The following is a 12,886-nucleotide window of genomic DNA, read 5'->3' on the forward strand; positions in this document are numbered from 1 at the left end:
TCGATCCTCAGAATTGAAGGCCCGGCGAGACGCTCGCGGGCATGTGCAGTTGCGCGCTTTCGACGGAAGCCATCGGATACGCGCAGTAATCGGCCGCGTAATAGGCACTCGGCCGGTGATTGCCGGAACGGCCCGGACCGCCGAACGGCGCGCCTGACGAAGCGCCGTTGGTCGGCCGGTTCCAGTTGACGATGCCCGCGCGGATGGTGCGCTGGAAATGCGCCCACAGCGATTCGTCGTCGGCAAGAAGGCCTGCGGAGAGGCCGAATTCGGTGTCGTTGGCTTTGTCGAGCGCTTCATCGAAGCTGCCGTAGCGGATGATCTGCGCGAGCGGCCCGAAGTGCTCCTCGTCGGGCAGACTCTTCACGTGGGTCACGTCGAGAATGGCCGGCGTGACGAAGCCGAGGTTCGGATCGCGCTGCTCCATTTTCAGCAACGCCCGCGCGCCGTCGGCGAGCAACCGTTCCTGTGCCGCGACGAGCCGCGACGCCGCGCGCGCCGAGATCACCGCGCCCATGAATGGCTGCGGCTCGGCGTTATATTCGCCGACGCCGATGCGCGACGTCACCTCGACAAGACGCGCGAGGAAGCGCTCGCCGAACGCGTCGTTTGGCACGAAGATGCGGCGCGCGCATGTGCAGCGCTGCCCCGCCGACAGAAACGCCGATTGAATGGTGTGATGCACGGCGGCGTCGAGATCCGCGACCGGACCGATCACGAGCGGATTGTTGCCGCCCATTTCCAGCGCGAGCACGATCTCCGGGCGTCCGCCGAATTGTTTGTGCAGCAATGTTCCGGTGTCCGAACTACCGGTGAAGAACAATCCGTCGATCTGCCGGTGATTGGCGAGCGCCACGCCCGTGTCCTTCTCGCCCTGCACGAGATTCAGCACGCCGGCGGGCAAGCCCGCGTCGCGCCAGGTCTGCACGGTGAGCGCGGCGACGCCGGGCGCAAGCTCCGACGGTTTGAACACGACCGCGTTGCCCGCAATCAAAGCCGGCACGATGTGCCCGTTCGGCAGATGCCCAGGAAAGTTGTACGGTCCGAACACCGCCACCACGCCATGCGGACGATGCCGCAACACCGCTGTGCCGTCCGCCATCGCCGAGCGCTTTTCGCCGGTGCGCTCGTTGTAGGACTGAATCGAAATCTCGACTTTCGCGGCCATCGACGCGGCTTCCGTGCGCGCTTCCCACAGCGGCTTGCCAGTCTCGCGGCCGATCGCTTCGGCCAGTGCTTCCTTGCGTTCCGTGACGAGCGCGGCGAAGCGGCGCACCACCGCGCAACGCTCGTCGTGCGTTTTGGCCGACCAGGCCGCGAACGCGCGGCGCGCGGCGCGCACGGCACGATCCACGTCTTGCGCCGACGCGCTGTTGCCTTCCCACACCGTCGCGCCCGTGCCCGGATTGCGCGATGCGAACGCGGGTCCTGTGCCGGCGGCCCATTCGCCGTCGATGAAAAGCTCGCTCATGATCATCCCTGTTTGTGTTTCAGCGGCAGCACCCGCACCGGGTCGCCAGCGTTGACGCCCAGTGCCGACGCCTCGAATGCGTTCATGCGGAACACGCCGTCTTGCGGCACGCCCGCCGCGACGCCCACGCGAAAATCGCCGAGCGACGTGTTCGACACCATCGAACGCGGCGCATCTTGCGGCGCGCCCGCTGGCATGTCAGCAATCTCGACGGGCACCAGCATGCTTTCGCGCACCGTGCGCAAGTCGGAGATATGGCATTCGAGCACCGGACCGGCGTCGAAAATATCGACGTGATTCTCGTAGCGCAGCCCTTCCGCTTCGAGCATGCGGCGCGCGGGAATCGTGTCGTTGTGCGTGAGGCCGACGCATTGCTGCGCCTCTTGCGGCAACAACTCGACATACACCGGATAGCGCGGCATCAGCTCCGCGAGAAACGCCTTGCGCCCGTGCGAACTGAGGTAATCCGCCGCGTTGAAGTCGATCTGATAGAAATGGGAGCCGACCGCGCGCCAGAAAGGCGAGGTGCCCGCTTCGTCGAAATGGCCGCGCAATTCCGCGCACAGACGCTGCGGAAAGCGCTCGCGAAACTGCGCGAGAAACATGAAGCGCGAGCGCGACAGCAAGCCGCCCACACCGCTCGTGCGATAACGCGGGCTCAGGAACAGCGAGCACACTTCCGCGTAACCCGTGAGGTCGTGCGAGATGTTGAGCGCGCGCATGCGCGTCCAGATGCCCAGGTCCTGACTCGCGTGCACCACCGTGCTCACGCGATAGTTGTAGAACGGCTGTTGCAGCCCGACCGCCGTTTCGATGCCGCACACGCCGGCCACATCGCCGGTTTGCGTGTCTTCCATCACGAAGAAATAGCCCGCTTCATGGGGCGCGGCCTTGTCTTCCATCGTGCGGCGCGCACGCTCGACGCGCGCGGCGAGCGCCTCGCGATCCGGCTTGAAGGTCGTGAGGCCAGGGCCGGTTTCCTGCGCGAGCCGCATCAACGCGTCCACATCGCCTCGTTGCACAACGCGAACGACGATCATTGCGCGTCTCCCGATTGTTCCTGCTTTTGCGATTGATGCAGCGGCACGCAACACACCGCTTCGCCGTCCTGCACGCCGAGCGCGGCGCGCGCCGCCTGCGCGAGCGGCGCGCCTTCTTTTGCGGCCGCGGGCAGATCGCCGAGTACACAGCGGAATTCGCCGTCCGCACCGTTATGCGCGATCAGATAGGTCGAGCCGCTCGCCGCCGACGCCACCTCGCGCACCGCGCGCGTTTCGTTGCGCGCCACGCACGCGCTGCGATCCACCTGCGCGGTCAGCACGGGGCCGGCATCGAAAATATCGATGAAGCGGTCCGTCTCGAAGCCTTCTTCCAGATGGATCTCATACGCGAGCAACGCGTTGGTATCGGGCTCGCCGAGCACGCGTTGCGCCGCTTCCGGCAGCAAGGGAACATAGATCGGATAAGTGGGCATGACTTCGGCGATGAAGGTGCGGCTGCGGCCACCCGATTCGATTTCGATGTCGGCGAAATTGCGGCCGAAGAACTTGCGCCCCACTGCTTCCCAGAATGGCGACACGCCCTTGTCGTCGGTCACGCCCAGCAGCAGCGAGAACACCTCCGGCGTGAAGCGCTTGCGATTGGCCGCGATGTACATCATCCGTGCGCGCGACATGAGATGCGCGGCGGCGTCGCCACGCAGCGACGGGTCGATGTAGTAGCCCGCGAGCCGGCTCTTGCCCGTGAGTTCGTGCGACATGGTGAGCGCGTGAATCTTGCGGTTCACGTGCAGTTCGCGCGACGCATGAATCAGCGCGTCGTTGCGAAACGCGTAGAACGGGTCGGAATAGCCGGCGGCGGCGACGATGCTCGCCGTGCCCATCAGCTTGCCGCTGTCCGAATCTTCGAGCACGAACAGATAGAACTCCTCGCCCGGAAAGTCGACGTCCGCGCGAAACGAGTCTTCCGACAGCGCGACGCGCGCTTCGAGCGCGTGCCGGTCGTGCGGAAGGGAATGCAGCACCGGTTGCGCGGTGCGCGCCATGTGTTCGAGCGCGTCGAGATCGGCGAGGCGGCCGGGGCGTACGAAGAGCATCATCGTTCCTGTTGAATGTGACGCATGAGTCGGCTTACTTCGACGCCGCTTCGGCCTTCGCGCCGACCACTTCCGCGATGGCTTTCGCGAGGCGCTCGAAGCCCTCGTTCATATCGTCGAGCGGCATGATGAGCGACGGCACGAAGCGCAGCACGTCGGGCCCCGCCATCAGCATGATCACGCCATGCTGGCCCGCCGCCGTGACGAAGTCTTTCGCGCGGCCCTTGTAGGCGTCGGTCAGTTCCGCGCCGATCAGAAGCCCCTTGCCGCGCACTTCCCTGAAGAGACCGAAGCGTTCGTTGAGCTTCGCCAGATGGCCCTTCAGCACTTCGCTGCGCGTGCGCACGCCTTCGAGCAGCTTCGGGTCGCTGACCAGCTCGACCACTTTTTCGGCGATGGCCGAGCCAAGCGGATTGCCGCCGTAGGTCGTGCCATGCACGCCGACTTTAAAATGCGCAGCCAGTTCGTTCGTGGTCAGCATGGCGCCGATCGGGAAGCCGTTGCCGAGCGCCTTCGCCGTGGTCAGGATGTCCGGCGTCACGCCCGTGTCCTGGTACGCGTAGAAGTAGCCGCTGCGGCCCACGCCGGTTTGCACTTCGTCGAAAATCAGCAGCGCGCCGTGCTGATCGCACGCTTCGCGCAGCGCTTTGAGGAAAGCCGGATCGGCGGGAATCACGCCGCCTTCGCCCTGAATCGGCTCGACGATCACCGCACAGGTCTTCGCGCCGATCGCTTTTTTCGCGGCCTCGATGTCGTTGTACGGCAAATGGACGATGCCTTGCGGCACCGGCCCGAAGCCTTCCGAATACTTCGGCTGCCCGCCCACGCTCACGGTGAAGAACGTGCGGCCATGGAACGACTGCGCAAACGAGATGATTTCGAATTTGTCGGCGCCGTGACGCTCGAACGCGACGCGGCGCGCGAGCTTCAGCGCGGCTTCATTCGCTTCCGCGCCCGAGTTCGCGAAGAATGCGCGCTCGGCGAAGGTCAGTTCTTCGAGACGTTTCGCCAGACGCAGCACCGGCTCGTTCGTGTAACCATTGCCGATATGCCAGAGCTTGCCGCCCTGCTCCTGCAAAACTTTCAGCAGTTCGGGATGCGCATGACCGAGCGCGGTGACGGCAATGCCGCCGGCGAAGTCGACATAGTCGCGGCCTTGCGTGTCCCAGACGCGCGAGCCGAGACCGCGATCCGGCACGAAGGCGGCGGGCGCGAACACCGGCACCATGACTTCGTCGAAGGTCTTGCGTGTCACAGTCAGATCGTTCATGGCAAATCCTCGTTACGGTGAGAGGTAATACAGCTAGTGTAGGAAACCGCACGCATTACGTCTTGCGCATACGCGACGTTTTCTGTGGGCTTTCAGGCGCGCGACGGTTTGCACAACGCGCCGCTGCCAGTCCGGGTCGAGCAGGGGCGAGCAGGGTCAACCAGGATCAACCGTCGAGATCCGGCCGCTCGATCAACGCGCCCGCGCGCGGCTCATTCAAGGCGGCGCCGCTCGCGCCGGTGTGCCTGTCGATCCAGTTGCGGCGATCCTCGCGCGGCGTCACGCCGAAGCGCTCGCGATAAGCATTCGAGAAATGCGCCGCCGACGAAAACCCGCACGCGAGGCTGACCTGCACCACCGACTTGCTGGTGCGCTGCAATTGCGTGCGCGCTTTCGAAAGCCGCAGCCCCAGATAGTATTTGGACGGCATCGAGCCGAGATACTGACGAAAGAGGCGCTCCAGTTGCCGCCGCGACACGCCGACGAGACCGGCGATTTCGTCCGTGGTGAGCGGGTCTTCGATATTCGCTTCCATCAGCAGCAGCGCATCGTTCAGGCGCGGATGGCGCTCGCCGGGCGCGGTCACGAACGGAATGCGCTGACGCTCCTCGCCCGCGCGCAACACGCCGACGCCCAGCGTATCCGCGATCCGGTCCGCAAGCTCCGGACCATGCTCGCGGCCGACCATCGCGAGCATGAAGTCGACGGTCGCCTGACCGCCCGCGCACGTCGCGCGATCGCGGTCGATTTCGAAAATCTGTTGCGTGACGATGGAACGCTCGAACTGCTCCGAGAACTGCTGATACGTTTCCCAGTTGACGCTTACGCGATAGCCGGACAACTGTCCCGCCATGGCGAGCCACCACACGCCGTGATGAATGCCCGTGACGAGCGGCGTGCGCTGACCGACGCGCGCGAGGCTCGCGAGAAAGAGGCGATAGTCGGCGAATTGCTGAAACCGTTCGCTGACAATGACCAGCCAGTCGCACGCAATCGCGTCGCCGAACGCGGCGTCGGCGGGCCATTGCGCGCCGCCCGACAGCGGCACGGCGCGGCCGTCCCACGAGCAGACCTGCACGCGGTACAGCGCGCGGCCGTCGATTTCATTGGCGAGATTGAGCGCGTCGACAATCGGCCCGACGCCCGACATCGACACGGGCGGCAAGGCAACGATTGCGACCTGCGTGGTGCGGGCAGGACTGGACGTACGGGCCATCGCTTGAATAAAACGCTGAGTGCGGGCCGCGTTACTTCAGGCTGCCGGAGAGGAACTGCTTGAGCCGCTCGCTGCGCGGCGCGCTCAGCACGTCGGCGGGCAAGCCTTCTTCCTCGGTGCGGCCCTGATGCAGGAACATCACGTGGTTCGACACGTTGCGCGCGAAGCCCATTTCGTGTGTGACGACGATCATGGTCCGCCCTTCCTCGGCGAGCTTCTGCATGACCTTCAACACTTCGCCGACCAGTTCGGGATCGAGCGCCGAAGTAGGCTCGTCGAACAGCATGACGTCGGGGTTCATCGCGAGCGCGCGGGCAATCGCTACGCGCTGCTGCTGACCGCCGGAAAGATGCGACGGATACTGTTTTTCGACGCGCGGCGCGAGACCCACTTTCTCCAGATACTCGCGCGCGCGCTCCTCGGCTTCGCGACGCGGCACGCCGAGCACGTGAATCGGCGCCTCGACGATGTTCTCGATCACGTTCATATGCGCCCACAGATTGAAGTGCTGGAACACCATCGCGAGCTTCGTGCGGATACGTTGCAGTTGCTTGTGATCGGCCACTTCGAGATTGCCGGCACGGTCGGTTTTCGTCTTCACCGCTTCGCCGTCGACCACGATCTGCCCGGCGTTCGGCCGCTCCAGAAAGTTAATGCAGCGCAAGAAGGTGCTCTTGCCCGAGCCGCTCGCGCCGATGATGCTGATCACGTCGCCCTTGTTCGCGTTGAGCGACACGCCCTTGAGCACTTCATTGTCGCCATAGCGCTTATGGATGTCCTGCACGGCGAGCTTGCAAGCTTCGGTTTGAGTGGTGTGGAGCAAGATGCTCTCCCTGTGAAAAGACGGATCGACTTGCGACGGCGACCTGCGTCGCGCCGCCTGTTGCAAACACGGCGCGATCAATGCGTGCGCACCGCCAGATAACCCAGCCAATGACGCTCGGCGCGGCGGAACAACGCGACGAGCGCGAACGACACCACGAGGTAAATCAGCGCCGCGAGGCCGAACGCATCGAACGACTGATAGGTTGCCGAATTCGCGTCGCGCGCCACTTTCAGAATGTCCGGCACCGTGGCCGTGAAGGCGACCGTGGTGGCGTGCAGCATCAGGATCACTTCATTACTGTACAACGGCAATGCGCGGCGCAGCGCGGACGGTATCACAATGCGGCGGTACATCGTGAACCAGCTCATGCCGTACGCGCGCGCCGCTTCCACTTCACCATGCGAGCTCGAGCGGATCGCGCCCGCGAAAATCTCCGTGGTGTACGCGCAGGTGTTCAACGCGAACGCGAGAATCGCGCAGTGAAAACCGCTGCGGAAGAACGCGTCCAGCCATTGATGCGAGCGCACGAATTCGAGGCTGTACATGCCCGTGTAGATCAGCAGAAGCTGCACGTAAAGCGGCGTGCCGCGAAACACGTACGTGTAGAGACGCACCGGCGTGGACAGCCAGCGATTCCTCGAAACACGCGCGACCGCGAGCGGAATCGCAAGACAAAAGCCCATGCCGACCGATGCCACCAGCAGCCACAGCGTGACCGCGAGACCGGACATGCGCTGCCCGTCCCAGTAGAGGAACGCGCGCCAGAACTGATTGAGGATGTCGATCATGGTCTTAAAGCTCCGCGTGGCGTACGCCGATCGAATAGCGGCGTTCCAGCCAGATCAGCGCGAGGTTCGAAACGGTGGTGAGCGCGAGATAGATCAACGCGGCGATCAGAATGAAGAAGAACATGTTGAAGGTGCTCTTGCCCGCGTCCTGAGCGGCCTTGACGACATCGGCGAGACCGATGATCGACACCAGCGCCGTCGCTTTCACGAGCACCTGCCAGTTGTTGCCGATGCCAGGCAGCGCGAAACGCATCATCTGCGGAAAGAGGATGCGCGTGAACACGCGCACGCCGCTCATGCCATACGCACTGCCCGCTTCGAGCTGGCCGCGCGGCACGGCGAGAAACGCGCCGCGAAACGTCTCGGTGAAATACGCGCCGTAAATGAAGCCGAGCGTCAGCACGCCGGCCACGAACGGATCGATGTCGAACTGCGGCAGATCGAGCGCGTCGGTCAGATTGTTGACCGCGATCTGGATGCTGTAGAAAAGCAGCAGCATCAGCACGAGGTCGGGCACCGAGCGGATCAGCGTCGTGTAGCCGGTGGCGAGCGCGCGCAACGGCCGGTTCAACGAGAGTTTCGCCGCCGCGCCCGCGAGACCGAGCAGCACGGCGGCCGCGAGCGACAGCACGGACAGCTCGATCGTCTGGATCGTGCCGGCCAGCAACACAGGACCAAAGCCGTATAGCAACACGCGCGTCTCCATTGAGTTCGTTTGCAATCTCCACGGATGCAGTCGGCAAGGCTCGACTCATCCGGCATGGCGCGGAGTCTCGCAAGCGAAAATTAAAATCTCAAAGGCAAGCGCGCGCTTTGCTGCGTCGCAGCAAGGCAGACTCGAACCCGCGGCGCGGCTCGTGGCGCTTGGTTTTGCGGGGCGTCGTGGTGGGCGAGGCGATGCGCCCGCTGGGGGCGCCGCCGCGATTTCGCAAGTTTGCGGTCGCTTTTTCGATAGATGACGTGGGCTTCGCGCGCGGCATCAACGCCTTCAGAGGTGCGCGCCGCGCTGAAAACGCCGTGCCGCTAGTCGACGCCGAGCCGCGCGCGAATCGCCGGCAGCATGTATTCGACGGCCGCGCGTCCTTCTTCGATCGCGGGCGCCGCGCGGTGAAAATCGAAAATGCCCATGCCGCCGAGGCGCGGCTGAATCAGGATGTCGGCGGGCTCGCCTGCGAGACGGCTGCGCGTGATCCGCACCTGCATGATGTCGATGCTTTGCGCGATCGAACTCAGCATGGACGGCACGCGCGCGCTGGGCGCGGGCGGCACGCGCACGTCGTCGGTGGCGCGCTCGTCGGCGGGCGCGAGCCAGCGCGGCCACGGCTTGCCGTTACGGCGCAGCGAAACGGGCGGCGGCGCGCTCGGGTCGATGGCGGGCGTCTCGACCACCGCGCCGCCAAAATCGCGTCCGTTGAGAATGTCGTTGTTCAGATCGACCGCGATCACGCAGTCCGCCCGCATGCCGCGCGCCACCGACACCGGCACCGGATTGCTCAGACCACCGTCGACGAGCCACACGCCGTTGTGCCACACCGGCGTGAAGATGCCGGGAATCGCGATCGACGCGCGCACCGCGTCGAGCACGCTGCCGTCCTGCAGCCAGCTTTCGCGGCCCGTGTCGAGTTCGGTGGCGACCGCCGCGAAGGGCATGTTGAGTTGCGCGATGGAACGCCCATTGAATTTGTCGGCGAAAAGCTGGATCACCTTGCGTCCGCCGAGCAAACCGCCCGAGAGCCGCAAGTCGAGCAGCCGCACGACCGTCTGCCACGTGAGCCGCGAGACCCACTCCTCGAGCCAGTCGAGGTCACCGTTTGCGTAGACGGCGCCGACCAACGCGCCGATCGAGCTGCCGCACACCACGTCGGGCTTGATGCCCGCTTCGTGCAGCGCGCGAATCGCACCGATATGCGCCCAGCCGCGCGCCGCGCCGCCTCCCAGCACCAGCCCGATCCGGCTGTATCGACGTCGACGTATCATGATTCCCCGCCCGCTTTTGTCTGTCTGTTTCGACTGCTTTATCGACCGCGCACCACATCCGACCGCGATGTCGTGTACACCTGCTGGTTCTGATCGAAGTGCACGTTGAAAATGCCCTCTTCGGCCACGCCGCCTTCACGCCACTTCCAGCTCCATACCGTCTCCGGCTTCAGCGGAAAAACCGCGATTTCGCCGGGTTTGCCGAGCAGCCGCCGCACTTCGTCCTCGCTCATGCCGATGCGGATCTTGCCGAAGTTCGCCGCCGTCAGCACTTGCGTGATGGATTGAAGCTTACCGTCGCGGTCGATGTCGACCATGTACGTATTCATACCTTGCGGACCACGTGGATACTCGAAGCGTTTCGAGCCGTCCGTATAGGTGCGTTCGGTTTCGGGCTTGCCCATCTGCTCGCGAATCTGCGCTTCGGACGTGACGCCGGGTGTCATGTTTCTGAGCAGCAGTGCGTCGGGCTTCACGGCGTTGAAGAATTCCTTGATTTTTTGCACGGCGCGGTCGCTCTGTTGGTCGTCGCAACCGGCGAGCGCAACGCACGCGGCCAGCATCGCGACAATAGGCAATTTCAGGCTCACAGCGAATTTCCTGTATCGATGCGAGCGCATCGGCTTGCATCGGTTGTCGAATGATTCCCCGAACGGGTTTTCATTCAGGGTGTACTACAGGATAACCGTGTGGAGAAAAAACCGCGAGCGAGCGCCGGCGCGTGCGAGTGCCGCGCCGCAGGGCTCGAAGTGCGAAAAACGGGGGGACGTCAAGCGTTTTGACGAAAAGCGCGCCGTCTGCGGGGGATTTATTGCAAACAGCAACAGACGCAACAAGAAGCAAAAAGCGACGCCGTGCAAGGCGTCGCCCTGGTCTTCCGGCATCGGATTCGACCGGTCCGGTCGGCACGCCCCGGGGGTGCGCGAAAAGCGGGCAGAACCCATTCAGCGGACGACGCGCAGCGGCCCGGTTCCGGTGCAGCGATGAACGGCCTTGGCCGCACACCTTGCGCCATCGCCGGAAGTGGCGGACCGCTGCTTGTGTGGCCGCCCTGGTCCCTCGATAAGCCTTCCAAGTGTCGTTAATCTAAACGGATTGGACGCTTTAGACGAGAGCGCGTTTACACCGAATCGGCAGAGGATTTCGCGGTGAACGCGCTGCGGCGGAGTGCCACTTCAGGGCGGCGGGAAGCGGTGATCGAATCGGCACGCGCATCCGGATGCGCGCGAATTACATTGGCCGCTTTGTCGGTGTCGGCGTGGCGCTGCGGTGAGGTCACGACGCTGCAAGCGAGCGGCCTCTATAAAACCAACGCATTATTCTGCTAAGCAAACAGGCGAATTTTTGTTCGACGCGAGGTTTGATCCTTGAGCGAAGCGTAATGCAATTTCATCAGGCCAACGAACCAATCTATTGGCCATCGTGAAGATCGACGCCTATGTCACAGTCATTCGCAATGCCAGTCAACCCGTTGGGCATGTCCGGCAAATGGCAGCCGCCGGTGGAGCGCGTCGGCGCCGCCATCGAACGGCAGTTCAAGCAGACACGCGCGCAACGCGCGACATGAGCCGCGCGTTTGCCTTCATCTTCGAGCATCTTCCAGCACGCCGGGCACGCGATCAGATCACATGAAAACCGTGCGTGCCGTCGCGAGCCAGTTGCGCGACGAGTCCATATTCCCATTCCAGATACGCGTTCATCGCTTCACGCGCGTTATCGGTGCCTTCATAAGGACGCTGGTATCGGTCGATGCGCGGCGACGCCATGCGCGTCTCGCCGCCCTCGACCGGCAGACCCGCTTCGATCCACGCCGCCGTGCCGCCCGTCAGCACCTGCACCGGCTTGCCGGTCAACGCGGCAAGTTCCGGCGCGGCGAAGCGCGCGAGCAGACCGCTGCCGCATGTGACCACGTAGCGTTCGACATCCGGCAACTTGTGCAACGCCTGCGCGAGTTCGCTGCGAATCGCGAACCAAGCGCCCGGAATGTGGCGCCTCACATAGTTCGCGCTGCTCGTGAAATCGAGCACGGCGGTGCCTGGCGACTGACGCAGCGCGGCCAGTTCGGCGGGCGCGATTTCATCGGCGGCGGGCGGTTCCGGCGCGAAACGCGGCGCGGGCGCGGGGCCTTTCTCGCCGAAGTCGGCGGCGGTCAAACCATCCACGACGTAAGCCTCGACGCCCATCTGCGCGAGCCAGGAGGCGCTCATGTTCGCGCGCACGCCGTCGCTGTCCGCGAGAATCACGCGCGCGCCGCGCACCGGCGCGAACATGTCGGCTTCCTGCACGAGCTGGCCACCGGGCGCGTGACGAAAACCGGGCACGTGACCCGCTTCGTATTCCTCCTGCGTGCGCACATCGAAGCGATACACGGTGCGCACCGCTTCGTCGGCCCAGCGGCGCGCTTCGTCGCGCGAGGTGCGCCCTACTCTCGCGCGATCGGCGACCGCGCGCGCGCCATCGGCGGCGACCAGACGCAGCGCGTCGTCGACGGGAGAATCCGGCCGGCGCGAACTGCCGTGCGCGAGCGGCTGCCCGGCCAGCGTCCAGCCCATTGTGCCGTTGCGCAGCGCCGCAACCGGATTCGGCACGCCCGCGTTGATGAGCGACTGCGCGCCAATGATGCTGCGCGTGCGCCCCGCGCAATTGACGATGATCCGCGTGGCCGGGTCCGGCGCAAGCTCGCGCGCGCGCAGCACGAGTTCGGCGCCCGGCACGCTGATGCTGCCGGGGATATTCATGGTCTGATACTCGTCGAAACGGCGCGCGTCGAGCACCACGACATTCGCTTCCCGATCGAGCAGCGCCTGGACCTGCTGCGCGGGCAGCGACGGCGTGTGGCGCACGCTGTCCACCAGTTCGCCGAACGCCTTGCTCGGCACGTTGACGTCCTGAAACACCTCGCCGCCGGCTTGACGCCAGCCTTGCAGACCGCCTTCGAGCAACGCGACATCGCTATAGCCCAGCTCGCCGAGGCGCTGCACGGCGCGCGCGGCAAGACCCTCGCCGTCGTCGAGCACGACGATCGGCACATCGCGGCGCGGCAGGCGCACCGGCGCTTCCAGTTCGATCCGCGAGAGCGGCAGGTTCGCTGCAAAAAGCGGATGACTGCGCGCGTGCGGATCTTCCTCGCGCACGTCGGCGAGCGCGATTTCCTCGCGTTCGAGCAGGGCGCGGCGCACGTCGGGATAGGACCGGGTACGAAAATCTTTCACGAAAGTCATGGGTTCGCGGACTCCTTCGAGA

Annotated in this window: 12 protein-coding genes; 1 reads left to right on the plus strand and 11 read right to left on the minus strand. The window is 64.7% G+C overall.

The features are described 5' to 3' along the window. Nucleotides 1-7: 7 nt before the first annotated feature. The 10 genes from astD to VOM14_RS20555 all read right to left on the minus strand — a co-directional run bounded on the left by astD (nt 8) and on the right by VOM14_RS20555 (nt 10,233). On the minus strand, nt 8-1,471 hold the full coding sequence (gene astD / locus VOM14_RS20510; protein ID WP_327630574.1) for a succinylglutamate-semialdehyde dehydrogenase: 1,464 nt from the start codon (nt 1,469-1,471) through the stop codon (nt 8-10). 2 nt (nt 1,472-1,473) lie between these two features. Next, nucleotides 1,474-2,511 (minus strand): arginine N-succinyltransferase, encoded by a 1,038-nt coding sequence (astA, locus tag VOM14_RS20515; protein WP_327630575.1) that lies wholly within the window; start codon nt 2,509-2,511, stop codon nt 1,474-1,476. Beyond that, nucleotides 2,508-3,566, minus strand: a complete 1,059-nt coding sequence (gene aruF / locus VOM14_RS20520) for an arginine/ornithine succinyltransferase subunit alpha (RefSeq protein ID WP_327630576.1) — start codon at nt 3,564-3,566, stop codon at nt 2,508-2,510. Before aruF ends, astA begins: the two co-directional genes overlap by 4 nt. A 34-nt stretch (nt 3,567-3,600) precedes the next feature. After that, nucleotides 3,601-4,836 (minus strand): aspartate aminotransferase family protein, encoded by a 1,236-nt coding sequence (locus VOM14_RS20525; RefSeq protein ID WP_327630577.1) that lies wholly within the window; start codon nt 4,834-4,836, stop codon nt 3,601-3,603. A 166-nt stretch (nt 4,837-5,002) separates the two neighbouring features. After that, nucleotides 5,003-6,052, minus strand: coding sequence for a GlxA family transcriptional regulator (locus VOM14_RS20530; RefSeq protein ID WP_327630578.1), 1,050 nt, complete (start codon nt 6,050-6,052; stop codon nt 5,003-5,005). 31 nt (nt 6,053-6,083) lie between these two features. Continuing rightward, entirely contained in the window at nt 6,084-6,875 is a 792-nt protein-coding gene (locus VOM14_RS20535; protein WP_327630579.1) for an ABC transporter ATP-binding protein, read from the minus strand. Nucleotides 6,876-6,952: 77 nt separating this feature from the next. Beyond that, nucleotides 6,953-7,666 carry an ABC transporter permease gene (locus tag VOM14_RS20540; protein WP_327630580.1) on the minus strand — a complete coding sequence of 238 codons (714 nt, stop codon included), beginning with the start codon at nt 7,664-7,666 and terminating at the stop codon, nt 6,953-6,955. Between the two features lie 4 nt (nt 7,667-7,670). Beyond that, nucleotides 7,671-8,360, minus strand: coding sequence for an ABC transporter permease (locus VOM14_RS20545; RefSeq protein WP_327630581.1), 690 nt, complete (start codon nt 8,358-8,360; stop codon nt 7,671-7,673). A gap of 329 nt (nt 8,361-8,689) precedes the next feature. Further along, nucleotides 8,690-9,643 carry a patatin-like phospholipase family protein gene (locus tag VOM14_RS20550; RefSeq protein WP_327630582.1) on the minus strand — a complete coding sequence of 318 codons (954 nt, stop codon included), beginning with the start codon at nt 9,641-9,643 and terminating at the stop codon, nt 8,690-8,692. Nucleotides 9,644-9,681: 38 nt separating this feature from the next. Continuing rightward, the gene (locus VOM14_RS20555) at nt 9,682-10,233 is read right to left on the minus strand and encodes a hypothetical protein (RefSeq protein ID WP_327630583.1); all 552 of its coding nucleotides are present in this window, start codon (nt 10,231-10,233) and stop codon (nt 9,682-9,684) included. 848 nt (nt 10,234-11,081) lie between these two features. On the opposite strand from VOM14_RS20555, the gene VOM14_RS20560 reads away from it, so the two are divergent. Beyond that, nucleotides 11,082-11,210, plus strand: a complete 129-nt coding sequence (locus tag VOM14_RS20560) for a hypothetical protein (RefSeq protein ID WP_327630584.1) — start codon at nt 11,082-11,084, stop codon at nt 11,208-11,210. A 52-nt stretch (nt 11,211-11,262) separates the two neighbouring features. On the opposite strand, the gene VOM14_RS20565 is transcribed toward VOM14_RS20560, so the two are convergent. Beyond that, nucleotides 11,263-12,864 (minus strand): rhodanese-related sulfurtransferase, encoded by a 1,602-nt coding sequence (locus VOM14_RS20565; protein ID WP_327630585.1) that lies wholly within the window; start codon nt 12,862-12,864, stop codon nt 11,263-11,265. Between the last annotated feature and the right edge of the window lie 22 nt (nt 12,865-12,886).

It is taken from the genome of Paraburkholderia sp. MPAMCS5 (genome assembly GCF_036016995.1).
GTDB lineage: Bacteria > Pseudomonadota > Gammaproteobacteria > Burkholderiales > Burkholderiaceae > Paraburkholderia.

Excerpts from the sequence above, each read along its gene's own strand:
- astD (WP_327630574.1), bottom strand. The coding sequence starts at position 1,471 with ATGAGCGAGCTTTTCATCGACGGCGAATGGGCCGCCGGCACAGGACCC.
- VOM14_RS20565 (WP_327630585.1), bottom strand. The coding sequence starts at position 12,864 with ATGACTTTCGTGAAAGATTTTCGTACCCGGTCCTATCCCGACGTGCGC.
- VOM14_RS20525 (WP_327630577.1), bottom strand. The coding sequence starts at position 4,836 with ATGAACGATCTGACTGTGACACGCAAGACCTTCGACGAAGTCATGGTG.
- VOM14_RS20560 (WP_327630584.1), top strand. The coding sequence starts at position 11,082 with ATGTCACAGTCATTCGCAATGCCAGTCAACCCGTTGGGCATGTCCGGC.
- VOM14_RS20540 (WP_327630580.1), bottom strand. The coding sequence starts at position 7,666 with ATGATCGACATCCTCAATCAGTTCTGGCGCGCGTTCCTCTACTGGGAC.
- VOM14_RS20530 (WP_327630578.1), bottom strand. The coding sequence starts at position 6,052 with ATGGCCCGTACGTCCAGTCCTGCCCGCACCACGCAGGTCGCAATCGTT.
- astA (WP_327630575.1), bottom strand. The coding sequence starts at position 2,511 with ATGATCGTCGTTCGCGTTGTGCAACGAGGCGATGTGGACGCGTTGATG.
- VOM14_RS20550 (WP_327630582.1), bottom strand. The coding sequence starts at position 9,643 with ATGATACGTCGACGTCGATACAGCCGGATCGGGCTGGTGCTGGGAGGC.
- aruF (WP_327630576.1), bottom strand. The coding sequence starts at position 3,566 with ATGCTCTTCGTACGCCCCGGCCGCCTCGCCGATCTCGACGCGCTCGAA.